Below are 26,653 nucleotides of genomic sequence, written 5' to 3'. Positions count from 1 at the left end.
TTGTTGTTTTAAAAAACAGCTGACGAGAGGTCAGTTGCCGGATTCACCGCGTCGCTTCTTGACGAGAGCGGGGGACGGTTTCAGGGATTCAGCATCGTAAACGTGCCAGTTACCAAGCATGACCTGAGCTGGCGGATAGAGTGTGTTGGGTACCGGCGTGCCGACGGCCTGCGCCTGAACGATCTGATGAGTGTCAGGGTCAATATAAGAAACATAACCCTCGGGATCCTTAGGCAGGCGGACGCGCAGCCCTTCAAGTGCCGAAATCATGGACTCAGTGTCGGTGACCTTGCCGGCCTGGCGAATCGCAAGAGCTATGGTCAACATGCCTGCGTAGGCGCCTTGCGCGGAGTAGCTGGGGTAGCGTCCTGACAGGGCGTGAAACCGGTTGACGAAATGCCGGTTGAGTTTGGTGTCGGGCCAGTTCACATGGTGTCGGGCGGACAGAATAAGCCCTTCCGGGGGCTTCGGACCCAGACTGACCAGGGTTTCGTAGTCACCGCCGGCATCCAGGTTAGCCACGCGCATCCGCTGGAATAACCGAGTGGTGCGGGCCTGGTCGATGAAGGCCGTAAAGTCACCGCCCCACAGAGACACCACCAGTACGTCTGGTGGCGACTCAAGCAGCGCCTGGATGTAAAGTGAGTAGTCCGGTTCGTAGAGCTTGGGCCAGTATGTGCCCGTCACCTTATAGTCCACCTCGAGCAGCCCCAGTGCTTGCTGTAGGTCGCGCCAGGCGACCCGGCCATACTCATAGTCGGGTCCGAGGAAGGCCAGCTTGTTCCAGTTGTTTTTTTGTTGCAGTTCTCTCAGGTAGCGGGCGCCAGCGGCATGGGAGTACCAGGTATCGCTGGAGACCCTGAAGTAGTATTTATGGCCCTCCTCAAGGGTGGCCCTTGAGGACGCGTGATCGGTGCCGATCAGAATGATTTTGCGCTCTTTTGCCAGACGGCTGACTGCCATACCCACGCCAGAGCTGACCATGCCGCAAAGGATGTTGGCGTGATCCTGGCGGATAAAGTCTTCCGCCATGCGAACAGCAAAGGAGGACTTGGATCGGGAATCGTCTACGATCACCCGTAATTTGGGCGAGGCAGGATCAGCGGCGAGTTCGTCAAGGGCGAGTTTGATGCCGACGATGCTGTCCCTGCCATAACTGGCGGAGCGACCGGTCATCGGGTACATGCAGGCAACAGTAGCGTCGGCGGTCTCTTCAGGCGCGCCGAGTTCGACCCGTCCCACCAGTGGTATGGCCTGTACTGGGACCTTGGCGTGACTCGAACTCATGCCGAGCAGCATAACCGTAGCGACACGGGTATACATCGGTAGGCCGCCCAGGCAGGTGATTGTGCAAAGGATGATCAGCACTTGGCGCATGCGGGCCAGCAGTTCCGACACGGCAGCCTCCCCGGCCGGGTGTATCCGGCGTGTGGTTATGTATTTTTATTGTGAACCAACTGGCAGAACATAAGGCAAAACCGGTGCCAATGTACGTGAAGGGCGCTTTTAGGCGGGACGCAAGTCAAGTGGCGCTTTTCTGTTTCTACATCAGACGGCATTGTGAGCGCACAGCGCTCACGGAGCGCGGTTGATGATCGTATATCGCTCACAGCGCGTGATTGATGAGCGCATAGCGCTCAATTTCTCAGGTGATACCCAAACGTTGCCGGCGGCGTTTGAAAGCGTGCCGGGAAAGCCCTAGCTGTTCGGCGGCTCTACCCTTGCGGCCGCCGGTTTTTTCCAGTGTTTCCAGCACCAGTTGACGCTCAGCCCGCTGCAGGTGCTGGTCAAGGGAGGATACCATCGGCTGGTCATTATCCCCCTGAGGCATGCCGTTGGTGTGGAATTCGGCGGGTAGGTGCTGGTCAAGGGAGGATGCCGTCGGCTGGTCACTATCCTCCTGAGGCATGCTGTTGGTGTGGAATTCGGCGGGTAGGTGCTGCTTTCTGATCAACTGGCCGGGATAAAGAATGGTTAGGCGTTCGATCAGGTTGCGTAACTCTCGAACATTGCCAGGCCAGCTGTAGGCCAGCAGTAACTCCAGGGTTTCCCGTGGGATGGTGATGGGACGGCAACTTTCTTCCCGGGCTTGTGAATCAATAAATGCCCCCAAAAGCTCGCGAAGATCATCGCCTCGCTCGCGCAGGGGCGGAATCGTCATTTCAATGACATTGAGCCGGAAATAGAGATCCTCCCGGAAATGGCCCAGGCGAACTTCCTCTTCCAGGGAGCGATTAGTGGCTCCAATTACCCGCACATCTGCCGTATGGTTGCTGCTGCCGCCAACTGGCCGGTAGTCACCGTTTTCCAGAAAATGCAGAAACTTGGCCTGTAGGGCGAGGGGCAGTTCGCCGATTTCGTCCAGAAACAGGGTGCCGCGGTGGGCCATAGCCACCAGACCAGAGCGTTTTTGGTGAGCGCCGGTGTAGGCCCCTTTTTCGGCGCCAAACAGTTCCACTTCGATGAGCTGTTCCGGCAAGGCGGCGCAGTTGATCTCGACAAAAGCCTCGGAGGATCGTGCGCTTTGCTCATGAATGGCTCGGGCCACGACGGCCTTGCCGGTGCCTGACTCGCCCAGCAAAAGAATTCTGCCTGCACTGCTGCCAGCGACGCGCTGGACGGTCTGCCAAAGATGCGCCATGGTCTCGCTGGAGCCTACCAGGCCGGACGAGGTGGCTCCCCGGGAGCTATGATAGCTGAGCTCTTCCTGCATGCGGGTGCGTTCGGTGATGTTGTGGATCAGGTGCAGTAGTTCATCAAGGGCAAAGGGTTTGGTGAGGTAGTCGGTCGCGCCAGCCTTTACCGCCTGTACTGCTGCTCGGGTATCCCCATGGGCGGATATCATGACGATCGGCAGTTCGGGATACCGTCGGGCGGCTTCGAACAGCACATCCATGCCACTCATTTTGGGCAGCCGCAAATCAAGCAGCATCAAGTCTGGCAGATTGTCTTCCAGAGCTGCCAGGCCAGCTTCACCCGTATAGGCGCACTGGCTGTGAAGCCCAGCCTGGTTCAGGGCGAAGGTGAGTGAGCGGACAAAGCTTTTTTCGTCATCAACGATCAGGATCTGTGAGCACATGTTGGTTGTCAGTAGGTCGTTGTTTTTGTGTTTTCTTCTGGATTGAAAGGTTATCACTATTTGCCGCAGGCAGGGTGACTGAAACCGTGGTGCCCTTTCCCTCGGTGCTCTGGATGAGTATGTGACCCTCATTTAGTTCGATCAACTGGTGCGTGATGCTCAGCCCGAGGCCGGTGCCTTCCTGGCGGGTGGTGAAGAAGGGTTCTGTGACCCGTTGCAGGACGCTTGCGTGCATGCCGCAACCATTGTCAGTGATATCTACGGTGACCCGATTCCCGTTGCGGAATGCCCGTAGTTGAACGACGCCCCCGGGTTCGCAGGCCTGAATAGCATTGGCTACCAGATTTACCAGGCACTGAATGACCTGGTCGGGGCTGGCGTAAACGGACTGTCGTGGATCGCCGCTGGTGCTTACCGTCACTTGGTGGGTGTCTGCCAGCCCGGAAGTGAGTATAGATGCATGGCGAAATATTCGTCTGATATCGACGTGCTGAGGTGCCCCGGCGACCGGGCGGGCGTAATCGAGCAAGTTACCGACCACGCGATTGAGCCGATCGATTTCATCCTCCATGGAGATCAGCAGATCCCGCCGCTGGTCATCGGCTTCGCCTTTCTCCAGTGCCTGAACCGTCAGCTTGATGGTGGCCAGGGGGTTGCGCACTTCATGGGCGACCCCAGTGGCAAACTCCCCCAGCACTGCCAGTTTTTCCGCCTGAACCGTACGCTGGATCATCTCTTGCAGGCGGTCTGCCATGGCGTTGAAGGCGTGCGCCAGCACATCGATCTCATCCTTGTCATTCTTGGGTGCCTGCAGACGAAATTTCAGATCACCGGAGGCAAAGGCCTCTGCGCCTTGGGTCAGCCGGGCAACCCGTCGGCGCAGACTCCTCGCCAGTGCCCAGAATAAGGCGACCGTGCCGAGTGCCATTACGCTGGCTAAAGCATAGAGTCCGAGCTGGGCGTCTCGCAACGGACTCAGGATGTCACTCGTGGACACCACGTAATCAATACGCCAGCCGGGCATCACTTCGGGCCCGGTACGCAGGGCCTCCGGTGCAGGTGTTTGCAAGTTGCCTGTGGCATTGAACAGGTCGCCTGAGGGGGTGCGCAAAAAGGATTTCAGAAGGCCTGCCGGGTTTTCTGTGCGCATCAGTTCGGTGAGAGATGCTAACCGCACATGCAGGCCAATGGAGCCCTCAATGGCAAGATCCGCACTGTTTCGCAACGGTTGACGGATTAACAACCAGGCGGGGCCATTACCGTCGGGCAGGTGAGGGCCGATGATTTCACTGCTGCCAAAAGTGACGGTGGGCAGACCCTTCAGTGACCAGCTCTCACGGTTCCAATAGGGGCTGCCGGAAGCGGCCTGACCCGGAATGACATTGGCCAACTCCTCATTGCCGTCGAAAAACAGAACGCCGTAGAGATCCGGTGAATCCGCCTCCACCCTTACCAGCTCTTTGACACCCTCGGGCACCGCATCGGTGTAGGAAAGGTATAGGGGAGTAGAGGGGTGTGTGGACAAGGTTTCAAGCTGGTAGATCCGATTCTCGATAAAATTGGTCAGACGATTGACGTTGCCGGCGACTTGGGCCTCAAGGCGCTCTCCGGCAAGACGTTCAGTCAGCAAGTCCGAGACTGCGGCGTAAAGCGCGCTGAGCACTGCAACCGAACCAACCATCAGTGTCAGGGAGAGAAAAGTGTAACGGCCGACCAGACTGAATCTGGGTTTCATGGCAACCTCAATTTATCATCAGATAGCGATCAGTTGTGGCTCCGCCTCAATCTGACGGCGTATCCTTGGCAAACGTGTTGTTGTAATGACTCAAATTGACTTTCGACAGGCTCGTGGATTTGACATAAGCTTGCAATAGTCACAGATTCGATAACTAAACCGTTACGAAATATTCATCCAGTCCATTGAATTAATCCAACCGCATGTGGCTCCAAGCCCGAAGCTTGGGGTCGTGGGATCACTAAATAGAGGAATGTGATGTCTTATTTCACAATAGCCGGGGTGCAGATGCACGCCCTGCATCATGGCGACAATACTGAAGCCATGCGCCAGCGCATCAATATTCTGATGACGCGCTTTCCCCAGGTTCAGATGGTGATGTTCAGTGAATTGGTAGCCAACGGCGCCTCCACCGAACACGCCCAACCGTTCCCCAGCCCGATGGAAAGCATGTTTTGCGAACTGGCATTGTTGCACCGCATCTGGCTGATACCGGGATCCATGTTCGAGCGTGACGGCGACAGGATCTACAACACATTGTCGGTTATAAACCCTCAGGGCGAGGTGGTGTGTCGTTATCGCAAGATGTTCCCGTTCAGGCCCTACGAACAAGGGGTTGAAGGCGGCAGCGAGTTTGGAGTGTTTGACGTACCGGCAGTTGGCCGGTTCGGGGTCTCGATCTGCTACGACATGTGGTTCCCCGAGACAACCAGAACTCTTGTATCGATGGGCGCAGAAGTGATCCTGCACCCGACCATGACCGATACCGTTGATCGCGATATTGAACTATCCATTGCCCGCACCAACGCAGCCATCAACCAATGCTATTTCTTTGACTTTAATGGCACTGGCGCTATGGGTAACGGTCGGTCGATCGTAGTGGGGCCTTCTGGCGATGTGCTTCATCAGTGCGGTGTCGGCGAGGAGATCGTGCCGGTCGAGGTGGATTTCAATCGCGTCCGTCGCGAGCGTGAGCGCGGCCTTCATGGCCTCGGCCAACCGCTGAAAAGCTTCCGGGATCGCAGCGTGAACTTTTCCCTCTACAGCAGTGAAAACGGATCCAGCCCGTTCCTCGATGCATTGGGGCCATTGGCCAAGCCACTTCGTAACGAGTTCTGAAAATACTCAGGAACGCCCCTCAACAGGAGAGAAAGAAATGAACAAGATAACAAACATTTCTGATATCCGTCGTTATTTCCACAACAATAAAGACCCGGTTTATTTTATCTCCGCAACGAACTTCAACCTGTTGGGCATCGGTGACTGGGTCGGCAACTTCCGGCACATTACTTATATTGACTGCTTTGACGGCCGGCAGAAGAATATCTTCGTGCCCAAAATGAAATTCCCCCGGGATTTCGAAAGCATCGAGGATATTAATAACTACCTTCTTGAGCATAAGGAAGTTATTGATTACCTGCAGTCCCGAGGCGGCAAGGGCACAGCCACCTTCTTGATGTTCAACGAGCATACCGAAGAAATCTGCGAGCAGCTTGGTCTGCGTATCGCCTTCCCGCCGGCGGAATTGCGCTCGCGTATGGATAACAAGATCGAGACAGTGCGGATCGGCAACAAAGTTGGCGTGCCAAGCGTGCCGAATGTCCTGGCCAAGGTGAACAGTTACGCCCATTTGCAGGAAGTAAGCGAGGCGCTCGGCACCGATCTGGTTATCCAGTCGGCTTTCGGTGACTCGGGCCACACCACGTTCTTTGTCTCCAACGAAGATGAGTACTATAAGCACGCCGAAGAAATCGAAGCCGAACCCGAAGTGAAGATCATGAAACGGATCAATTGCAGGGGCTCGGCGATTGAGGCCTGCAGCACCCGCTGCGGCACTGTAGTTGGGCCGCTCATGACGGAATTGGTGGGCTTCAAGGCACTGACGCCCTACAAGGGTGGCTGGTGTGGTAATGAGATGTTTGCCGGCGCCTTCACCCAGGAGGTCAGAGACAAAGCCCGCGAGTATACCTTCAAGTTTGGCGAGGCCCTGCGGGACGAGGGTTATCGCGGGTATTTCGAGCTCGACTTCCTGATCGACATGGATACGGATGAAGTATACCTGGGTGAGCTTAATCCACGGGTCACCGGCGCCAGCTCGCTGACCAACGTAGCGGCGTTCGCCCATTCTGATGTTCCATTGTTTTTGTTCCACCTGTTGGAGTTCTCTGACCAGGACTTCGATATCAATATCGAGGACATCAACGAGCGCTGGTCGAACCCGGACAGCATCGATAGTTGGAGCCAGCTTGTTATCAAGCATACCGATGAGTCGGTGGACCTGCTGACGCAGGCACCCGAGTCAGGCGTCTGGCGTATGTCGGAAGACGGCAGCATTGGCTACGATCACTACAACTATCATCCGCACGCCGCTGAGAGCGAGCAGGAAGCATTTTTCATGCGTATAAGCGGGGTGGGTGATTTCCGCTACGAAGGTGCTGACCTCGGGATACTGATTACCCGCGGACGACTGATGGACGACAACTTCGACCTGACGCCCCGGGCGAAAGCCTGGATCGACGGTATCCGCGGCCAGTTTGCCGGCCAGGCCCTGCAGGACCCGGCTATTGAGGCAGCGGCGGTCGATCATGCCATCGGTGGCAGCAACTTCAAAATACTGTGAACATCGACACGATGAGGGGTGGCAAAACCCCCATCCGCCCCCTTGGGCCGGATGGTCCCGATGTCATGCAGAAACAGCTGATTTTCGAGACAGTGCATGAGCTGGAAGCAGGGCCAAAATGGCGGCGCCTTTTTGACCTCCACTGGCCGGCTTACGAACGCTGGTATTTGTCGGAGACGGAGCGCGAGCGGCCCAGTTATCTTGCCTGTTACAACGCTTTGACCCGGCATATGCCAGAACTGATCCCCACGTATCGGCGGCTGTGCGAGCTTTCCGGCGGTGGTGATCTGTCTTCGAGACTGCTTAGCCTCTATCGGCCACCGGCCTACATAACCGGGTGCTCCCAGGCGGCGTTTGCCGACGCTGACGCTAACGTGCTGGTGCGTAACTACGATTATCCGCCCGAACTCTGTGAAGGCACGATCCTGTCAACCTGCTGGAACGGTCGCCGGGTTATCGCCATGTCGGACTGCCTGGTGGGTGTGCTCGATGGCATTAACGAAAGTGGGCTGTCCGTTTCGTTGGCCTTCGGTGGGCGCACGGCGGTGGGTGACGGGTTTGGCGCGCCGATTATTCTGCGCTACATTCTCGAGTTCTGTGACACGACGCCGGAAGCGGCAGACGTTCTGGCTCGCGTGCCCACACACATGGCTTACAACATCACGGTGACCGACGCGCGTAAGCGCTATATTACCGCCATGATAGGCCCTGACCGTCCGGCATCAATCAAGCGGATTCCGGTGGCGACCAACCACCAGAAGCGGATCGAGTGGTACGCCCATGCCTTGGCTTCGGAGACGCTGATCCGCGAACGACAGCTGTCGATTCTGGTAGACGATCCCGCAACGACCAAAGAGCGACTGATTTCGGCATTTGCAGCGCCGCCCCTGTTTCGAACCGATTATCGGCGCGGCCTCGGAACCATCTACACTGCGGTATATCACCCCAACGAGGGGGTCGCCCAGTACCATTGGCCGGAAAGGTCAATTGAGTTGTCTTTCGAGCATTTTGAAGAGACATTCGTGGACATCCGTTACAACGTTCGTGCCAGCGTCCCTGGATAGCCTTTCGGGACGTGCGAGCACTTTTGCGCTTTGCCGCCAAGCATTGGCGGTTGGTCATAAATCTCGTCTGAAAACTCAGGGACAGAAGGTGAAACCATGAGCGAAATAATAAGAGAGACAGAAACCGCTTACACGGCCTTGGGCTTTTATCACAAGATCAGCCAGCTGCGAGCCGATACCTGGAATGCGTTGAAGCGAGATCTCGGTCGCATTATCAGGATTGACGATGCGGCGGAAGTGAAGTCATTGGCCAAGGCCATCGATATCAAGCTCACCCGCCTGGAAATCATAGAGGACTACCACGCATTCCCGTCCAAGGAGGACTTCGTGCATCTTTGGGCTCTTTTGGGCCGGGGTGATTTCGTTCAATTGGAGAAAGTGGTCAAGCGCCTGGTGCGGACACTGATCAGTGAGTCCTACCGCCGCCGCCACGTCGACCTCAGTGAGAACGATTCGGACTCTGAAGATCTCGAGGCGCTCGACGCCTTGGCACAGTTGCGCCGAGGTCACCCCGCTTCCAATAGCTCGGCTCAGCCTTATTTCGAGGTTCTGATTGTCGATGCGATGTCGCTGCAGGAGGAGGATGTGGTTCGTGAGGCCTTCCACAGCTTGCGCCGTCCGGAAGACAAGTTCATCTATGACACCGTTACCGTTCGAAGCTTTGAAGACGCGCTGATTGCGATCCTTGTCAATCCCAATATCCAGGCCTGCATGATCCGCTACGAATTCCCTTATAAGTCGAAGTACAACCTCAGCACCCTCCGCAATTACCTCGAAGGCCTTTCAGAAAAGGAGCTCGAGTGTAAGACCGAGGCCGAGCGCAGCCTCCTGCTGGGTTCAATGATTGGCGAAATCCGCCCGGAGATTGATCAGTTTCTGGTGACCAGCGGTGATGTGGAAGTAACTGCGAGTGCGGATATCCGGCATTTCAAGCGCATTTTCTACCGCGAAACGGATTACATCGAGCAACACCACACGATCTTGCGAGCGATCGATGATCGCTACCGTACGCCGTTCTTCGATGCCTTGCGCGAATACAGCCGCAAGCCTACCGGCGTATTTCATGCCATGCCGATCTCCCGTGGTAAGTCAGTGACCCGATCCCATTGGGCGGGGCAGATGATCGACTTCTACGGTATAAATATTTTTCTGGCCGAAACGTCGGCCACGTCCGGGGGGCTTGATTCACTGCTACAGCCCTATGGCCCCATCAAAAAAGCCCAGGAGTACGCCGCTCGGGCTTTCGGCTCTCGCCAGAGCTTCTTCGTAACCAACGGTACTTCAACCGCCAACAAGATCGTTGTCCAGGCGCTGGTAAAGCCCCGGGATATTGTGCTGGTTGATCGTGACTGTCATAAATCCCACCACTACGGCATGGTTTTGGCGGGCGCACACGTTGCGTATCTGGACTCCTACCCGCTTAATGACTACTCCATGTATGGCGCCGTGCCACTGCGGGAAATGAAGAAAACACTGCTCAATCTCAAGCACAACGGGCAGCTCAGCAAGGTCAAAATGCTCCTGTTGACCAATTGCACCTTCGATGGTGTGGTCTACAACGTGCGCCGGGTGATGGAGGAGTGCCTGGCCATCAAGCCCGACCTGGTGTTCCTTTGGGATGAAGCCTGGTTTGCCTTTGCGACCTTCAACCCGACCTACCGACCACGTACCGCCATGCATGCCGCTCGGACGTTGCGGGACCGTTACCGCAGCGAAGACTATCAGGCGGAGTACGATGCCTGGAAAGCTGAGTTCGACAAGCTGGACCCGGATGATGACGCTACCTGGCTGGACAATCGCCTGATGCCGGCCCCCGACTCCGTGCGTGTCCGGGCGTATGCGACACACTCGACTCACAAAACCCTGACATCACTGCGTCAAGGGTCGATGATCCATGTCTATGACCAGGATTACCGCCAGAAAGTGGAGGCCTCTTTCCACGAAGCCTACATGACTCACACCTCGACTTCGCCCAATTACCAGATTGTCGCATCCCTGGATGTGGGCCGAATGCAGGCGGAAATGGAAGGCTTCGAACTGGTCCACGCCCAGATTGAGGCGGCACTGACTCTGCGCGAACAGCTTTACACCACCCCGTTGTTGAAAAAATACTTCCAGGTGTTGGTAAATAAGGACATGATTCCGCTGGAGTATCGCCAGTCCGGTGTCGATACCTTCTACGACCCCGTCAGCGGCTGGAACAAGATGGAGGAGGCCTGGGCCCATGACGAGTTTGTGATTGATCCCAGCAGGATTACCATGGCCATCGGGAAAACAGGCATTGATGGTGACACCTTCAAGAACGAATACCTGATGAACCAGTTCGGGATCCAGATCAACAAGACATCCCGCAACACCGTGCTGTTCATGACCAACATCGGAACCAACCGTGGCTCTATCGCCTACCTGCTGGATGTACTGATCAAGCTGGCCAAGAGTTTTGACCGGCGTTGGGAAGAAAGCAGCCGGCCGGAACGCAAGATCATTGAACACAAGGTTAAATCCCTGACTGAGGATTTACCGCCGTTGCCGGATTTCAGTCGCTTTCACGACGCTTTCCGGCCCACCCCGGGCAGTCCCGAAGGCGATATTCGCCGGGCCTACTTCCTCAGTTACGAAGAAGAAAACACCGAGTATCTGCGCTTCGATAATGGCGAACTGCAGAAACAGATGGCCGAGGGGCGAGATGTCGTTTCAGCCAGCTTCGTAATTCCCTATCCGCCGGGCTTCCCCGTGTTGGTGCCGGGGCAGGTTATCAGCGAAGAGATCCTGCATTTCCTGCAGGCGCTGGACGTGACGGAAATTCATGGTTATCGGCCGGAATTGGGGCTTATCGTTTATACAGCCGACGCCTTGGGTCGCACGAAGGACGGTGCGGACTGACGAGCCGCTTTTCTTCCTCAGTTACATTCAGCCAGCTGCATGGCGGGCTGAATGTGCCCCCGATTATAAAAAAATCTCTTCAAGAGACAGTGTGTTGGCGGTAATCCGTTCGGCCCCTGTCGCTGTGATACGCACCGTTTCACTGAAACCGACACCAAACTCGCCTGGCTTGCGCAGGCAGATCGGCAAATGAAACACCATGTTTTCCTCCAGCATCGCTTCGTTATCGGTGGCTATGAACATCGAACCGGCGACCCAGGATGGCGGAAATGCTGCGCCAACCGGATAGCCAAACACGCCGGAGAAAAAGGCACGATCGACGATCGGCGCCAGCGCTGCTTCGCCAGCGCGGGCTGCCGAGGCGAAGCTTGAACCCGCTCGCGCCGCCGACATCACTGCGCTGAGGACGTCAAGACACACCCCATGGAATTCACGAATCTCAGCCGAAGCTTCACCGACTACGGCGGTGCGCATCATCGGCGCGGTATAGCGGCGGCGAACTGCACCGAATTCGGTGAACACCACATCACCGCGAGCAAGCTTGTAACCCGAATGATTGGTATGAATGATGCCGCTGCGCGCGCCGGTCGTCACAATCGGCTGCATACTCATGAATTCGCTGCCTGCCTCCAGCATGGAACTGGCACCGGCACGGGCGATTTCATGGTCGACCACGCCCTCTCGTATCACTGTTGCTGCCGCGTCCAGGCCGGCACCGGTGATAGCTGCGCTTTCGGCCAAATAGATCATTTCGGCGGGGGACTTCACCAGACGAACACGATCGATCAGCGTGCCGAAATCGACAAACCTGGCTGCGTCCAGCTCGTTCTTGAGAGCCATAAGCAACCCCGGTCGGAAGGATCCCGCCCAAGGGCTGAAGCCGATCTTTGGCGCCGGGGTGCCTGCCGTGCGGCGCACCTGCGCGGCCAGCTCGCTACCTACCGCCTCGGGAGCCTGCCATGGGTAGCCGATAACCTCGTCCACGCGGCTTAGATACACGGCAGGACCGATTTCTATGGCCGGCACGAACAGTACGGTTCGATCGGCCGCCACAAGAAGTACGCACTGAACCGAAACCTCGAAGGTGGTGTACCCAGTGAGATAGCACAACTCTCCAGCTTCGGTCAGCAGTAACAGGTCAAGCCCGGCTTTAGCCATTCCCCGGCGAATCGAGGCGAGTCGTGCCTCGTATTCATTCGGCTCGAATGCCAGTACGGGCTCGGGGAACTGGCTCTGCAGTTTTTCGCGGTAGGTGCGGTAATCCATTGGTTAATTGCTCGCTGTTCCGGGAACCAGTCTTCATTAAGCACCTATACATTCCCGGTATGCAAGGATGAAGGTTCAAGCCCCCGCAATCACCGACCCGGATACGGGAAACCACTGCAAGTGAGACCCGCGGTGTTTTTGATGATTTTTTGGTCAGAGTTGGTATTGTGGAACAAAAGCGCACGCTGGCTATGTTGCATCAACCATCGAAATGAACCGGATCGCGCGCAAGGGGCATTATGAGTGACGCAGAAACCAGAGAGTGCGAACGTCTTGCCTTTGTAGCAGGTAGAGATGGTGTACCCGCTGCCTTGGCATTTGCACAGCAAGGTTTTCGGCAGTATACCGCCGCGCTTCGTGAGGCGGAATCTGGCGGTAATCAGTATGGCGCAGCTTACGCAGACAGCCTGAACGCTTCGCTTATTGTTTATAAGTCTTACATTTCAAGAAATGAATAAGCCGTTAAACGGTGACATCGGAAACTTCCGAATAACGCGACCAAGGTTGGTAGCGCTATTCGGGAGCGATTCTATCTGATTGATACAAAATGTTTTTGTGCGAGTCGAACCTCAGAACTGAAACCGTGGGAACAGGATATCGCGCTCGAGATAGATCTGTTCCGATATACTGAAGTCCAGGCTTTTCAGTTCATCATACAGCCTGCGCCAGGAACGACAGGCGGCTTCCGGGGCTTTGTAGTGATTGGTTAATTCTCTCAGCCCCCGAAGTTGCAATTTGATAGCATCGTGCTCTTCATTCATCTGGCCAATGGGTGTTTCCGGCATTGGGGGCTTATCGTGCTTCATGCGGGAGAGTACATGGGCTTCTTCCCGTTTGATGTGATCGGTCAGAGTTTGCTCGAGTTGCTTTACCGCGCGAGTAATTCCCTGGGGTACGTCCGGGCTGGCCCGGTGCACGGCCTCGATTTTCCTGGCCAGCCGATGCAATGCCGGCAGTTGTTCAAGGTGAGCGGCGTCATACTCCGTCTGCAGGAGTTCCAGTAACGTGTCTGTTTCCATATCCTCCAGCGGTTTGTGCTCCAGACATACATCGAAGAGCTGCCTGCACAGAGTTTTTCCTGGTACTCCCGCTTGCGCTGCAGCCTCCTGCACGGTTTTGTCGCGATCAGTGCTCACATTGAGGCTGTAGCTCTGAAACACTGTGTATGTTTCAGGGCACTGTTTGATCATGCTGCCAATGGTGGTTTCGTTGCAGTTTCCAAGAACGCTTTGGTATCTCATGGCACACCTCCCATCTACTGTTAAATAGTATAATAGATGAATGTTTAAGGATTGCAATGAGAATGAGAGCTATTGCTGAGGTTTTTTGTTACTTCAGAATCCGTTCGGAACCTGAACCCTGCCAGACCCGCATCTTCTCCCGCGCCTCGCTCATGGCCATCCACTGATAAGCTGGCTGGTTTGCGCCGCGGCCATACTCGCCGATGAATGGTGTCATGGGGCCGAAGAACGCAAGCCATTTTTCCAGCCGGACAATCCATTTCAACTGACGACGCTGGGCCGGCTTGAGAAATGTGCTCAGCAGGCTGCCCAGCAAGTTAAAGTAGGCAGGCAATGTGTGTTCAGGGCCCAAAAGGGGATGCTTGGCTTGGGATACAAGAGCGCCCTGATCCGCAAGTTGCTTGCCCAGTTCCCGGTAACCGTCTGTCAGCTCGCTTTCTACCGGGCACAACGGGTCTTCCAGCCATAGCCCGACTCGTGCCTGTTTCAGGGTTTCCAGGCGTGAGGGCGCCATTTCCAGTTGCCAGCATCGGCTATCAACCGGTTTTGGTCCGGCAATGACCTTTAACAGGAGCTCCAGGTCTCGGGCGTTCCGGGCCAGAGGGCCACCTTCTGCAAGATCCGGTTGTGATTGGGTGCCCGGCGGCCCGGGAATGTGGCCGCGAAAAGACACCAGCGTTCGTGAGGGTTTATGCCCGAAAACTCCGCAAAAGTGCGCGGGAATACGAATTGAGCCTGCCAGGTCACTGCCCACCTCCAGCGGTGTCATGCCTGCCGCGAGCGCCGCTGCTGCGCCCCCGGACGAGCCGCCTGGAGTGTGATCGGGATTGCGGGGTTGTTGGTTACGCCAAACAGTTTGTTATAACTTTGCAGGTCGGTGGCGTAAACCGGAACGTTGGTTTTGCCCAGAATAATGGCACCGGCATCTTCCAGGCGCTGCACCACGTCCGCATGGCGCTCAGGCTTATAATCTCGCAGCGCGCTGGCACCAGCGGTGCACGTCATTCCGGCAACTTCCCAGGTATCTTTCAGTGTGAGGGGCAGGCCGTGCAAGGGGCCTGTTTCAGTTCCGGACGAACGCTTTCGGTCAGCCTCCAGTGCCTCTTCAAGTACGCGCGTTTCATCGAGGGTAACGATCGCATTAACTGCCGGGTTGTGCTCTCGGATTCGCGCGAGCAGGGCGATAACAAGCTGCTCGCTGGTCAGGGTGCCGGCTTCAAGTTGTTTCAGCAGTTCATGGGCTGGCTGGTAGTGCAGTTCGTCCATTTGATGTCTCTGTGATTTTTTTATTAGTTCCGGGCCAGCGGTGCTCTCGGGCCGCAGGCCTATGGAAGCTGCTCACGCCAACGCTTTACCTTCACCTGGCCTTTAATGGCATCAATAACTTCGATGATCAGGGCAATCAGTGCCTCGTTTCGCCTTTCATCGGTATCTGGTTCACCTGGCCCGCGTATAAACGCGTTTACTATGTCCTCGATAAACGCATGGTTTGAAGAAGAGGCCAGGTCTTCCAGAATCTGTTGAATAACGTTGGCAACAATATCACCCACCGCATCTTCAAGAGTCTCCTGAATGGTTGAGCCCACAACGGGCAGGTAATTCAGCCGCGACAATTCCACGTTCTGTTTCAGCGCGTGATTAACCCTGTCTTCCAGATAACTTCTCAGTGCACCACGGTTGGGGACATAGCCTTCCTTTGCTGCCTGGGCGACTCGCTGGGAGATCCATCCAGACAACATCTCTCGTCGCGGGTACAGAATATCGTTCTGGATTTTCTCAAAAAGAGGAGATCCCAGCTTTATTTCGTGCTGCACGCCGCTCAGGACCTTGGCCACGATACGGTCGGACAGTTCTTCCATAAAGGCTTCGTAGTAGAAGTTTACGAAACGATAGAGCCCGGTGCCGGTAACATCGATTATCTTGTATTGATGCAGGCGGTACACAATGGAAATAACCCGCAAGATTCGCAAGAACCGCAGGCTGCCAACGGGTATACACCCGATCACATCATACCAGTGGATAAAGGGATAGAAGTACCAGCGGTCGTACACTTTGGCCCTGATTGCATAGCCCCAGCGCACGAAAAACTCTGACAGGAAGACCGCCACGAACATCGCGTCGTACAGAATGAAGTTTTCATGAATGGGGTTATAGGCAGTCTGAAATGCAGGAAGATGCTCTTTCAGCACGTTCTGGATAGCGACGAAGTTATAGATGGAGTCCCAGATAATGAGGGCGAGGTTGATGATGAGCAGCCCCAGCATCAGGAAGTCGATAATGAACCAGGTGAGCTGGTGGCTGGACTTCAGGTTCTCGCGGTTAATTTTCAGCATTCGCTGGTATCCGTCCTCTGTGGTGTAATAACGGTCGCAGATGTTTCGACAGGTTAGCGTATTTGGGCCAGGCCGACGACTTGTCAGGGGCGCAGATTAACTTGACCGGCTGGTATTAAACTCTCACGCTTGAGCGACAACCACCTCCAATTACGACCAACACTGAAACCACCGGATGCAACCATTTGATCACATTTTGAAATCGGGCCGAATCCGGCTTCTGGGCCTGCTGCTTTTCTTGTGGTCATCCTTTAGCGTGGCCGAGCAAGTAGAGGTCCGTGTAAAAGGTGATTTCCCGGAGCTTCAAAAAAATGCCGAGGCATTCATTGGCGAGGTGGAGGGCCGAAGTGCTGACAATCTTCGTCGTTATGCCTCGACGGCTGTCAGCCAGGCCAGCAAAGCACTACGGGCGCTGGGCTATTACAGCCCGGTCGTGGACTGGAAGGTTGAAGAAGCTGACACAGAAAAAACGGCCAAGCTGATTCTTGAAATTACGCCGGGTGATCCGGTGCGGGTCAAGTCCCGAACCGTTGATATCCGCGGCCCTGCTGCCTCTGACTCGCGCTTCAGAGATAACCTGCCGGTTCACCCCGCAGAAGGCGATATTCTGAACCATGGCGACTACACCAACCTTCGGAACACACTTCAGACCCGGGCACGGCGCCGCGGATACTTTGACGGTCGCCTTGTTACCCGCACCCTCGAAGTGGATCCGGAAGCGCTGAGCGCTAATATTGTTCTGGTGTTTGAAAGCGGTGATCGCTATCGGCTGGGAGAGGTCACGTTTGAAGAAGGGCACTGGTTTGAAAACAGCCTTCTTCAGGAGTTCGTGACCTTTGAGCCGGGCATTCCCTACCATGCGGACGAAATTGCAAAGCTGAACAGCGATCTCTTGGGCAGCGGTTATTTCTCGGGGGTGGACATAGACGCCGTGCCGGGGAACGCTGAAAAGGGTGTGATTCCGGTGCGAATAGGCCTGACCCGAAGAGATCCCCGGTCTTTAGCCGCCGGTCTCGGCTTTTCAACGGATGTCGGGCCGCGTTTTCGGGGTACTTGGCGGGAGCACTGGATCAACCCGATGGGGCACAAACGCGGGGCTGAAACAGAGCTTTCGGGGCCCAGGCAGAACATCAGTACCTGGTATGAACTGCCGCTGGATCCACCCATGACAGACGCGATCCGGTTAACGGCAGGTTATCAGCGCGAAGATATCGAGAACGTTGAATCCGAGCAGTTGACGTTTGGGCAGCAGTGGCAGCACCAGCTGGACAGTGGCTGGCTGCAGGTGTTGTCAATACGCTGGGATGGCGAGCGCTACAATATTGGTGATGATGAAAAAGGGACAAGTTCACTGCTGCTTCCAGGTGTGGGTTATTCCAAACTACACGCTGATTCGCCGTTGGATCCCTCCAAGGGTTACCGTTTACAGATTGATGTAAGCGGTTCTCACAGGGCGGCTTTGTCGAGTGTGGATATTCTGCATGTGAACGCCATTGCCAGGGGGCTGTTCACACTTGGCGGCAGGCACCGCTTCCTGTCCCGCGTTCAGATTGGCGGCGTGGGGACAAACCGGTTTGAAGACGTACCGCCATCCCTGCGTTTCTTTGCCGGTGGTGACCAGAGTGTGCGTGGTTATGCCTACCAGTCTTTATCGCCGGAGAATGACAATGGTGTTCCGGTCGGCGGACGATACACCTTGGTGGGCAGTGCGGAATACCAGTACCAGTTTGCTGACAGATGGCGTTCCGCAATGTTTATAGACCACGGCAACGCCGTTAACGATCTGTTCGATCCCTTGGCCACCGGTGTGGGCGTCGGTATTCGTTGGATAAGCCCGCTTGGGCCTTTGCGCCTGGACATCGCCAAAGGCCTGGACACCGAGCTTGGCGGCGAGTGGCGGATCCACTTTTCAATGGGGCCGGAGTTATGACGGAGCGTATCCGGTTCTGGTTGCTGCTGCTTCTCGGGCTGCTCGTACTTTTGCCTGTTGTTCTGGTCTCAGCGATCTTGCTGGCGCTGCGATCCGAAACAGGAACCGCCTGGGTGATTGATCAGGTACCCGGGCTGGAAGTAACCAACGATCAAGGCTCGCTGTTTGGAACCTGGCAGGCGGATCGTCTGCAGTGGCGAGGTTACGGTGTTGACGTGTTGGTTGAGTCTCCGCTTATAGACTGGTCGCCGTCCTGTCTTTTTGATCTGCAGCTCTGCCTTGAGACCCTGCACCTGGAGCAATTGGACGTTAACGTACAACCGTCTGCAGAAGAACAAGGCCCGGCCGCGGATATCAGACTGCCCGGGGTTGAGTTACCACTGGGGCTGAGAGTCACCGATGTAAGGTTGGGCACATTCACCTTCAATGGCAGCAAGGTATGGGACAGGTTTGAGCTTGATGCGAGCGGTTCCGGGACCGACTGGGAACTTGACCGGGTCTACTATCAGCTCGACGATTATACCGTAGTGGCGTCTGGCCGCGTGGAGACGCGACGGGACTGGCCGGTTAATCTTGAGGTGAGTGCTGTTTTGCCGCCACCCTATGGCGATAGCTGGACAATGGATCTGGCGCTTTCAGGCAGCGTTCGGGATCTGGCGCTTGCGGGCCAGAGCCGTGGTTATCTTGACGCCGAGCTGGACGGTAAAGTGGAACCGCTGGCGTCGAACCTGCCAGCACGCTTGCGAGTTACCTCTAAAACGTTCAAAGCTGCAGAAGCGGTGCCGGAAACCCTGGTGCTGAAAAACTGGTTTGTGGAGGCCAAGGGCAGCCTGCAAGACGGATTCAGGACCGAAGGGCAGGCCACACTGCCGGGCACTGAAGGGCCGGTTGAGCTGACACTTGCGGGCTTGATTACAACCACCGGCGCCCGGGATATCCGGCTGAAGCTCTCCGCCAGGGATCAGGCAGAGAAAGGCAAGGCAGGCGCGTCACCCAAAACCTTGGTCGTCACCGGCAATACGCAGTGGCAGGATGGCCTGAGTGCGGAGGCGGAGTTGCAGTTGCGACAGTTCCCATGGCATTCGCTGGTGCCCGGAATGGAAGCGCCGCCCGTTGCGATTCGCAAGCTGGACGGCGATGTATCCTGGCGTGAAGGGCGCTATCAAGCCAACCTGACTGCCGAAGTGGACGGACCCCAAGGTAGCGCAGAGTTGTCTACGGTGATTGATGGCGATACCGGAGAGGCCAGGATGACAGAGCTTTCAGCGGTAACGGGCGCAGGTTCTCTCTCGGGTGAGGGTGCCGTGAGGTTCTCCGGTCCGCTGAGCTGGCAGGCGGCTCTTGAGCTCGAAGATTTCAACCCTGGGTACTGGGTGCCGGTGCTTGAGGCCAAGCTCAGTGGCCAAGTGACTTCAGAGGGTGAACTTACTGACGGGCCGGTTCCGGCAATGCAGGCCAGCTGGGACCTGGAGGGCCAGTGGCGGTCCAGTCCTACGGTGATTGCGGGCCGGATTGATACGTTGACCGGTGATTGGGTTGTCCCTGAACTGAAGTTGGTTATCGGAGACAATCGTCTCGAAGGCAGCGGTAAATGGGGCAAGGCGTTACAGGCCACCCTGGATCTCAAGTTGCCCGACCCGGAAGAGATTCTGCCGGGACTGGGCGGACAGGCTGACCTGCAGCTCACGCTGAGAGGAACACCCGATGACCCCCTTGGTGAATTGACGGCGAATGCCGATAGGTTGCGTTGGCAGGACCTTCTGGTCGTGGAGTCGCTGAGCCTCGATGCCCGGCTGGATTCGGGATTCCGACTTGGTAGCGAACTACAGAGCAAAGGTATTACTGTTGCAGGGCAAAATTTCGATTCGCTCAACGTCAATGCTCAGGGCACCCAGGGCGACCACGAAATTGCTATTGATGCGCAGCACGAAGAGGCGGGGGTGCAGCTGGTTTTCCAGGGATCTGCGGGTGAAGCCTGGGCAAGCTGGCAAGGTGAAGTTACGCGCGGCCTTATTGATGTGCCCGGACAGCAGCAAAACTGGGTGCTGGAATCTCCCGCCGAGCTAACGTTTAGAGAGAATGGCGAACTCAGTTTTGCGGCCCACTGTTGGCGCTGGCGACAAAGCTCTGTTTGTGCCGACGACCAGACCCTTCTGCCCGAGCCGAATATTGCCTACCGTATCGACAATTTTCCTGCCGCTGCTTTGGCGCCGATTCTGCCAGAGACGTTACGGTGGAACTCAAGCATCAGTGGCGAAATTGATTTCACTTCCACCGGTAAAGGCTCCGATGGCCGGATAGCCCTTGATGCCGGCGAGGGCCGGTTTGAGCTCCTGTTGGATGGCGAGTGGGAACCCCTGAGTTACGAGACCTTGACGACAGAGCTGGAGCTCAAGCCTGAGCAGGCGGATCTCGCGGTGCGGCTGTCTGGCCCCGAGCTTGGCAAGCTCTCGGTAGATATGACGCTCGATCCGATGGCCGAAGGCCGCCCGGTTGAGGGAAAGTTCAAGCTGGAAGGTCTTGATATTGCCTTGGCAGGCCTGTTCACCGGGCTTGAAGAGGTGGCTGGGGAAGTTAACGGCGAAGGTAGCATATCCGGACCCTTGATGAAGCCAGCACTGAGTGGGGAGATCGCGTTAACCAACGGTCGGGTAGTGGACCCTCGCTTACCTTTGCCTCTGGAGGAAGTGGTCGTCAGCGTTGAGCTTGACGGGTATTCCGCGGATATTCGTGGCCGGATCAGCAGCAACGCTCGTAGCGAGGCTCTGATTCGTGGCCGCTTGGACTGGCAGAATGCGCCAGGCGGAGAAATTCGCATTACCGGTGACAGGCTGCCATTCAGCATCGAGCCATACGCCCAACTGGAGGTAGCGCCAGATCTGACCATCGCATTCCGTGAAGGTGAGTTGAGTGTAGGGGGGCGAATCGAAGTGCCTCGTGGTGATATTAAAATAAAAGGGCTGCCGGCGCAGGCTGTTTCCGTGTCCGAAGACGAAGTGATCGTTGGGGTAGAGCAGGAGGAGCCTCTGATCCGGTCTCTGGATATGGATGTCACGGTTGTTGTAGGCGAGGACCGGGTGAGTTTTGTTGCGTTCGGCGTGACGGGCGATCTGGAGGGTACCCTAAGGATCGGTAACGACATGGATACCCGGGGCACCCTGCAGCTGGTGAAGGGTCAATACGAGGCTTATGGGCAGGAACTTGAATTGCGCCGTGCCCGGCTGCTATTCGTTGGCAGTCTGGTACAGCCATACCTGGATATTGAGGCTGTCCGGCAGGTGGACACGGTTGTCGCCGGTATTCGCCTGAGTGGTCCGGTTCAGTCTCCCACCACTGAGGTGTTCTCCAGCCCGGATATGCCACAGGCAGATGCTTTGTCTTATGTGATTCTTGGTCGTGCTCCAGGAGGGCAGGCTGATGACGGGCAGATGGGCCGTGCGGCCATTTCGCTGGGGCTGACCCAGGTTAATAAGGTGACGGGTCAAATTGGCGAGGATTTTGGTATCCGCGAGTTAACGCTGGAGGCTGAAGGTAGCGGAGACCAGACATCGGTTGTAGCCAGCGGTTACCTGAGCGAGGATCTCAGTATCCGCTACGGAGTGGGTATCTTCGAGCCGATCAGCACCGTGGCGCTGCGTTACGATCTGGGTAAGTACTTTTACCTTGAAGCTGCCAGCGGACTGGCAGCTTCTCTGGATATCTTTTACACCCGGGATTTCTGAGTTCAGTCCAGCTCAAAGGTTGCGTTCACGGATGCGTTGATTTCCCGCTCACCAACGCTTGAGACGGTGTCGGCGCCTCGTGCTTCAGCGGACATCATCATCGGCATGGGCCGGTGGCCGCCGTTGACGTTGAGCGTGACCACATCGCCGCAGCTCTGGTTCATCTGCTGCGCAACAAACTCGCAACGGGATTTTGCATCGGCGAGCGCCAAAGCCAGCGCTTCCCGTTCCATACGGGTTTCCTGTGAATGGAAAAACTGATGTGGCCCGAGATTGTAGTTTAGCCCGAGTGCCTGGGCCTGCTGCAGGATCGGGTTCAACAGAGCCAGATCCGTGATGGTAAAGCTGACGGTCTGTGAGGCGATCGCCCGTTTTTCCGGCTCATCCTCCCGGGTTTTCATAGGCAGTGCGCGTTTGTACAGATTCACAGACGCATCTGCGTAATCCTTAAGTTGTGATATGTATTCGCTGATCCCCTCGCGCCATTGCGCCATCATTGATGCCACCTGCTCGGTGGCTTTGCTGGGCAACTCGTGCTCCGCGCTGGCGGTGAACGTCAGGCGTGCACTGTCCGGCTCATAGTGAACGCTGCCCTCGCCGGTGAGAGTGACTTCGCCGGCCATGGCCAAACCAGGTACCAGCAGTGGTAATGCCCACAGGGCGTGGGTTTTTCGGCTCTTTCTGACCATACAAATCTCCTCCCGGAAGTCGGGTTCAACATCAGGTTTGACGGGATGCAGGCTCCAGCCGGGCCAATTTGAATGACAGGGCTGCCTGAACGAATTCGCGGAAAATTCGCCGGTGGCCACTGTGATAGAGCAAGTATTCGGGATGCCATTGCAGGCCCATAAGCCACTGGCCCCGGGTGCTTTCGATGGCCTGGACGAACAGGTCATTATCTACCGCAGTCACCTGAAGGTTTTTTCCTAGGCGCTTTATGGTCTGGCTATGTATACGGTTGGCGCCAATGACTGGAGCCCGCATAAGCTGTCCCAGCAGGCTGGTGTTCACTAGGCGAACGGTTTGCATTGGCAACAACAGTGGTCGGTGTCGGGTATTCACCCTGAGCGGGGTGACGTTTTGGCACAGGGACCCACCGTGAAACACATTGATGAACTGTGCGCCCCTGCAGATGCCCAGCACGGGAATTCCGATAGTCTCCGCCTGTTCAAGCAGTAGCTGATCTGTCGTATCACGTGCCCGATCATAACGGGCACTGACCTGAGGTTCCTGGCCATAACGTTCGGGATGGACATGGGTGCCCCCCGAAAGTACCAACCCGTCCAACAGCGAAACATCCACTCGGCTGCCGGGCCGGATGTAATAGGGCCGTGCGCCCTGGAGCCTGAGCCCAAAGCTGATCAGTTGCTGCGCAACGCGCTTACGGGCCGGGCCGCTGATGCCAATTGTCAGGCCAGGCAGGTTGTCATCAGTAGGGTGCTGTTCAGACATAGCCTTTGCTGCGCAGCCATTTTTCTGAAGTTGCCTGCCAGCTGTGTGTCAGGTTTCGCAAGCTGATTTTTCGGCTTTCACGGAACAAGGCGCGAAGCTCAGCCAGATCGCCCGCGTGGTTTGCGAGCTGCTCTACCACGACCCAATCATTCCATACACTCGAAAAGTGCCATTCCGGGTTGTCGATATCACAGTCCGGCAGCCGATAATGCAGTGTGGGCCGGCTTTTGATGCGCGGATCTTCCACATACTGGTCGAGAAGTGGCTTGTCCAGGTGCGCAAACAGCGGCAACAGATCGAGAGCGCGATTCCGGGTCGGGTTGGTATCCAGGTAATCCACCATCATCTGGTGCTGATCCGGTGCGTAGTCGTCGGCCATGAGCAAGTCTGTGTAACGGCTGCTCCAGGGCTCAATATACGTTGTGAATTTTCTGCTGATATCCAGCTGGTGTCGGGCTTTAAGCCAGTCATAAAGTGCTGCAAACGCTTGGTAGTAGCGAATGAGGGTTGCTGTTTCGAGGTCGGGCAGCTCTGGATTCAACTGCAAACCGAATGCGAAATAGATAGCGTCTCTGCTACCCAGTGCGCCAGCTTTGCGCAAGCTGTCGACCAGAACCTCTATATGCTCCAGCTGCGAGAAGCGCATCGGTGGGCTGATAATTTCCAGCGGCACAATGCGTTCAGCTGCCGCATCTATAACTTCCATCGCTTGCCCGCCGAGCTCCCGGATGGACTGAGGCAGCCGTTCATCCTCAAGCGCGAGTTCCTTGACGGGGTCTGAATCCAGTTCGATAACGAAGCTTCCCAGGGGCGTTTCCAACCTGCTCACGTAGCGGGACTCGAGTACTGCCTTTCCGCCAAGCAGTTCTGCCGCCAGATTTACAAGCTGCTCGTAGCCCAGCCCTGACAATTCTATTTCCACGCCCACACGGCGCTCTTTCCCGGCAGTGGTATTGAGTATGTCTGGCATCTTGCAGGAGGTGGCTTGGTTCATAAGGCTCACTGGTGATAAGTGTTAGATGTTTCTACTTTATCACACTAGCGTGACCGCCTTTGTTAAGGGGTTGCAAGAAAATGGGTCACCTGACTTTACACTGGATAAAACACTGTATATAGTCAAAACACTGTATAAACAAACAGGCTGGCTGGCACACTGTAAACGCCGGCAGATATCGGGCCCAGCATGTATAAGCACTGCATGCAGCAAGCGGAGCAGCGCAATAATGAAGCTGACAGCAAGACAGACTCAGGTACTGGAGATTATTCGTCGATCCGTGGATGAAACCGGCTACCCACCGACGCGTGCGGAGATCGCAGCGGAGCTGGGGTTTCGCTCGGCGAACGCTGCTGAAGAGCACCTGCGTGCGCTGGCGCGGAAGGGCGCTATCGAGATGGTGCCGGGCGCCAGCCGAGGTATTCGTCTTCCGGAAGTTGCTGAAGATCCGGGGCTACCGGTCATTGGTCAGGTAGCGGCGGGCAGTCCGATCCTGGCTCAAGAGCATATTGAGGATCATTGCACGCTGAAACCTGAGTTCTTTTCGCCTTCAGCTGATTACCTGCTTCGGGTCAGGGGAATGAGCATGAAGGATATCGGCATTCTTGATGGCGACCTTCTGGCAGTTCACAGCACCCAGGATGTTCGTAACGGTCAGGTTGTCGTTGCCCGAGTGGGCGACGAAGTGACGGTCAAGCGCTTCCGGAAAGAAGGTTCGAAGGTTTACCTGATGGCCGAAAATGAAGAGTTTGCGCCAATAGAAGTCGACCTCAAAGAGCAGGAACTGTTCATTGAAGGGTTGGGTGTAGGTGTCATCCGGCGCTCTGATCTGCATTGATCAGGCTGGTATAACCACAGACGCATTGCAAAACGGGTGAATTATGGAACAACTTAGCTTCAATCAGAACATGGCGTGGCAGCAAGGTATGTTGCCTTGCTCACCTTCTCTACCTAACCCGGCGCCGGAGTACACCACCCGGAAACAGCGCACCGTCATTCGAGCCCGGCCGAAACCGGATGTTGCGGATACCGCCCCGGCTGGCAACGTTACGGAAATCATTCTGCCAGAAGGCCAGGTGGAAAACTTTCAGTTATTGCTACCGATGCTGACGCAGCTGAATCAGGAAAAGCGCTGGCTGGCATGGATTGATCCTCCCCAGGCGCTGGTGAGCAAATGGCAAAAAATGCACGGTATTGTTGCGGGAGAGCTTCTGGTTTTGCGCTCCACCGCAGAATACCCGGCTCGTCAGCTCGCGGAAAGAGCTTTGAGCGCAGGTACCTGTCATGCGGTGGTTATGTGGACACGTAAACTGGGTAAGGCAGCCTTTGATTCCCTGCAGAAGGCAGCGGCTGAAGGCAATAGCCACGGCGTCGTGCTCAGGCAGCGTTGAGTATTGCTTTTAGTGCAAAGTGTAAGCGGGCTGAGCGTCTGAAACGTCCAGCTCGTCATCGTCCCAGTCAATATCGTGAGTAACGCTTCCAGCCACTTCTATTCCTGCAGCAATCATCGCCTTGGCGACAGACATATCCCGATCTTCCATCATCTCACGGGCTTCGGTTGAAAACGAAATTCTGACCAGTGGCTCACTGTCATCGTCGATGCGCCGCAGGGCGTAGTCGCCGTTGCTTAATTGTACAATCTCGAAAAACGATGGTGACATTTCATTAACCTTTTAGTATTGAAAACCGGAAGTGACGGCGCAGGGTGATCACCACTCGCCGTGTTGTTCTTCCAGGTTGTCGGCAAACATTTTCATGGCGTTCAAAGTTTTCGCAAGCACTTGGGCAGAGCGGTCTGGCCCGGCCTCTGCAGATACGGCAATGATGTTCTCTGCATTAACTGTCTTCCGTGCCGCCGGTGGCCTGCTTTGTGCGCTTTCGAGCTGGTCGAGGTAGTTCCACCAGCTTCCCGCTGCTTGCTCAAGAGCTCTTAGCTGGCCAGTTTCAGGGGCTTGCTCACCAATCAGGCTTGCAAGTTCTGCCACAGACGAAGGCTCCTCTGAGCGCTTCTGGTAAAACCGGGCAATCATCACCAGCAAGAGCCGCCTTGCTCTCAGCAGGAGCTCTATGGAGCCCTGGGTAACGGCTTCCTTCTGCAGTTTCCGCACAGGCGCATGAACCGGATTGCTGCTATCAACTGGCGGCTCCGGTGTTTCAAGAAGCGTTTTTGCCAGAAACAGCTTTTGTGAGACCAGCGAGTACCATTGTGATGCCATTAACAGTGCCTGTCGTGCATTGGGGAAGCCTCTGAAAACTCCCTGCTGCGGAGATTTAACCGAGGATTCCAGTCTGAAACCAGCCAATTAAATTAATCTGCCATCATAGCATTTCAGC

The 26,653-nt window shown here is 56.1% G+C and carries 20 protein-coding genes and 1 pseudogene; 9 read left to right on the top strand and 12 right to left on the bottom strand.

All coding sequences use genetic code 11. The annotated features are described in order from the left end of the window. Window positions 1–30: 30 nt before the first annotated feature. The 3 genes from ACN0V1_RS12070 to ACN0V1_RS12060 all read right to left on the bottom strand — a co-directional run bounded on the left by ACN0V1_RS12070 (window position 31) and on the right by ACN0V1_RS12060 (window position 4,814). Window positions 31–1,398, bottom strand: coding sequence for an ABC transporter substrate-binding protein (locus tag ACN0V1_RS12070; RefSeq protein ID WP_417545234.1), 1,368 nt, complete (start codon window positions 1,396–1,398; stop codon window positions 31–33). A gap of 247 nt (window positions 1,399–1,645) precedes the next feature. Beyond that, entirely contained in the window at window positions 1,646–3,079 is a 1,434-nt protein-coding gene (locus ACN0V1_RS12065; protein WP_417545233.1) for a sigma-54-dependent transcriptional regulator, read from the bottom strand. Next, window positions 3,054–4,814: a sensor histidine kinase gene (locus ACN0V1_RS12060; protein WP_417545232.1), complete on the bottom strand. Its 1,761-nt coding sequence runs from the start codon at window positions 4,812–4,814 to the stop codon at window positions 3,054–3,056. Before ACN0V1_RS12060 ends, ACN0V1_RS12065 begins: the two co-directional genes overlap by 26 nt. A 258-nt stretch (window positions 4,815–5,072) precedes the next feature. On the opposite strand from ACN0V1_RS12060, the gene ACN0V1_RS12055 reads away from it, so the two are divergent. From ACN0V1_RS12055 to ACN0V1_RS12040, 4 genes are all read left to right on the top strand, one after another. Continuing rightward, entirely contained in the window at window positions 5,073–5,933 is an 861-nt protein-coding gene (locus tag ACN0V1_RS12055) for a carbon-nitrogen hydrolase family protein (RefSeq protein WP_417545231.1), read from the top strand. A 37-nt stretch (window positions 5,934–5,970) separates the two neighbouring features. Further along, window positions 5,971–7,434, top strand: a complete 1,464-nt coding sequence (locus tag ACN0V1_RS12050) for a biotin carboxylase (RefSeq protein ID WP_417545230.1) — start codon at window positions 5,971–5,973, stop codon at window positions 7,432–7,434. Between the two features lie 65 nt (window positions 7,435–7,499). Continuing rightward, the gene (locus tag ACN0V1_RS12045; RefSeq protein WP_417545229.1) at window positions 7,500–8,498 is read left to right on the top strand and encodes a C45 family autoproteolytic acyltransferase/hydolase; all 999 of its coding nucleotides are present in this window, start codon (window positions 7,500–7,502) and stop codon (window positions 8,496–8,498) included. A gap of 96 nt (window positions 8,499–8,594) precedes the next feature. Continuing rightward, the gene (locus tag ACN0V1_RS12040) at window positions 8,595–11,381 is read left to right on the top strand and encodes an aminotransferase class I/II-fold pyridoxal phosphate-dependent enzyme (RefSeq protein WP_417545228.1); all 2,787 of its coding nucleotides are present in this window, start codon (window positions 8,595–8,597) and stop codon (window positions 11,379–11,381) included. A gap of 63 nt (window positions 11,382–11,444) precedes the next feature. On the opposite strand, the gene ACN0V1_RS12035 is transcribed toward ACN0V1_RS12040, so the two are convergent. Continuing rightward, complete coding sequence (locus ACN0V1_RS12035) at window positions 11,445–12,647, bottom strand: M24 family metallopeptidase (protein ID WP_417545227.1); 1,203 nt, start codon at window positions 12,645–12,647, stop codon at window positions 11,445–11,447. 239 nt (window positions 12,648–12,886) lie between these two features. Here ACN0V1_RS12035 and ACN0V1_RS12030 point away from each other — a divergent pair, with 239 nt between their 5' ends. Next, a complete protein-coding gene (locus tag ACN0V1_RS12030; protein ID WP_291948507.1) occupies window positions 12,887–13,105 on the top strand; it encodes a hypothetical protein in 219 nt (72 codons plus the stop codon). Between the two features lie 111 nt (window positions 13,106–13,216). Here ACN0V1_RS12030 and ACN0V1_RS12025 read toward each other — a convergent pair whose 3' ends face one another. The 3 genes and pseudogenes from ACN0V1_RS12025 to ACN0V1_RS12015 form a co-directional block, all read right to left on the bottom strand. Further along, entirely contained in the window at window positions 13,217–13,888 is a 672-nt protein-coding gene (locus tag ACN0V1_RS12025) for a hemerythrin domain-containing protein (RefSeq protein ID WP_417545226.1), read from the bottom strand. An 88-nt stretch (window positions 13,889–13,976) separates the two neighbouring features. Beyond that, window positions 13,977–15,154, bottom strand: a pseudogene (locus tag ACN0V1_RS12020) (amidase family protein). A 59-nt stretch (window positions 15,155–15,213) separates the two neighbouring features. After that, complete coding sequence (locus ACN0V1_RS12015; RefSeq protein ID WP_417545225.1) at window positions 15,214–16,221, bottom strand: hypothetical protein; 1,008 nt, start codon at window positions 16,219–16,221, stop codon at window positions 15,214–15,216. Window positions 16,222–16,396: 175 nt separating this feature from the next. Between ACN0V1_RS12015 and ACN0V1_RS12010 the strand changes: the two genes are divergently transcribed. Together ACN0V1_RS12010 and ACN0V1_RS12005 are read left to right on the top strand one after the other, a co-directional pair. Then, complete coding sequence (locus tag ACN0V1_RS12010) at window positions 16,397–18,151, top strand: autotransporter assembly complex protein TamA (protein WP_417545224.1); 1,755 nt, start codon at window positions 16,397–16,399, stop codon at window positions 18,149–18,151. After that, the gene (locus ACN0V1_RS12005; RefSeq protein ID WP_417545223.1) at window positions 18,148–21,873 is read left to right on the top strand and encodes a translocation/assembly module TamB domain-containing protein; all 3,726 of its coding nucleotides are present in this window, start codon (window positions 18,148–18,150) and stop codon (window positions 21,871–21,873) included. The genes ACN0V1_RS12010 and ACN0V1_RS12005 overlap by 4 nt, the downstream gene beginning before the upstream one ends. 2 nt (window positions 21,874–21,875) lie before the next feature. Here the strand turns inward: ACN0V1_RS12005 and ACN0V1_RS12000 are convergent, their stop codons facing one another. From ACN0V1_RS12000 to ACN0V1_RS11990, 3 genes are read right to left on the bottom strand one after another with little or no spacing between them, the layout of a single operon-like run. Next, entirely contained in the window at window positions 21,876–22,562 is a 687-nt protein-coding gene (locus tag ACN0V1_RS12000) for an SIMPL domain-containing protein (RefSeq protein ID WP_417545222.1), read from the bottom strand. Between the two features lie 31 nt (window positions 22,563–22,593). Then, on the bottom strand, window positions 22,594–23,325 hold the full coding sequence (locus ACN0V1_RS11995) for a gamma-glutamyl-gamma-aminobutyrate hydrolase family protein (protein WP_417545221.1): 732 nt from the start codon (window positions 23,323–23,325) through the stop codon (window positions 22,594–22,596). Next, window positions 23,318–24,319 carry an amidoligase family protein gene (locus ACN0V1_RS11990; RefSeq protein ID WP_417545220.1) on the bottom strand — a complete coding sequence of 334 codons (1,002 nt, stop codon included), beginning with the start codon at window positions 24,317–24,319 and terminating at the stop codon, window positions 23,318–23,320. Before ACN0V1_RS11990 ends, ACN0V1_RS11995 begins: the two co-directional genes overlap by 8 nt. A gap of 226 nt (window positions 24,320–24,545) precedes the next feature. Between ACN0V1_RS11990 and lexA the strand changes: the two genes are divergently transcribed. Both lexA and ACN0V1_RS11980 read left to right on the top strand, forming a co-directional pair. Continuing rightward, entirely contained in the window at window positions 24,546–25,157 is a 612-nt protein-coding gene (gene lexA, locus ACN0V1_RS11985) for a transcriptional repressor LexA (RefSeq protein WP_291948538.1), read from the top strand. Between the two features lie 43 nt (window positions 25,158–25,200). Further along, the gene (locus tag ACN0V1_RS11980) at window positions 25,201–25,710 is read left to right on the top strand and encodes a cell division inhibitor SulA (RefSeq protein WP_417545219.1); all 510 of its coding nucleotides are present in this window, start codon (window positions 25,201–25,203) and stop codon (window positions 25,708–25,710) included. A 9-nt stretch (window positions 25,711–25,719) separates the two neighbouring features. Here the strand turns inward: ACN0V1_RS11980 and ACN0V1_RS11975 are convergent, their stop codons facing one another. Together ACN0V1_RS11975 and ACN0V1_RS11970 are read right to left on the bottom strand one after the other, a co-directional pair. Then, on the bottom strand, window positions 25,720–25,980 hold the full coding sequence (locus tag ACN0V1_RS11975) for a hypothetical protein (protein WP_417545218.1): 261 nt from the start codon (window positions 25,978–25,980) through the stop codon (window positions 25,720–25,722). A gap of 48 nt (window positions 25,981–26,028) precedes the next feature. Beyond that, window positions 26,029–26,535 (bottom strand): DUF6586 family protein, encoded by a 507-nt coding sequence (locus tag ACN0V1_RS11970; protein WP_417545217.1) that lies wholly within the window; start codon window positions 26,533–26,535, stop codon window positions 26,029–26,031. Between the last annotated feature and the right edge of the window lie 118 nt (window positions 26,536–26,653).

This window comes from Marinobacter sp., assembly GCF_048266785.1.
Taxonomy (GTDB): Bacteria; Pseudomonadota; Gammaproteobacteria; order Pseudomonadales; family Oleiphilaceae; genus Marinobacter.
Note: the sequence above shows the minus strand (reverse complement) of the source record. Positions and strands in the feature narration are given on the sequence as shown.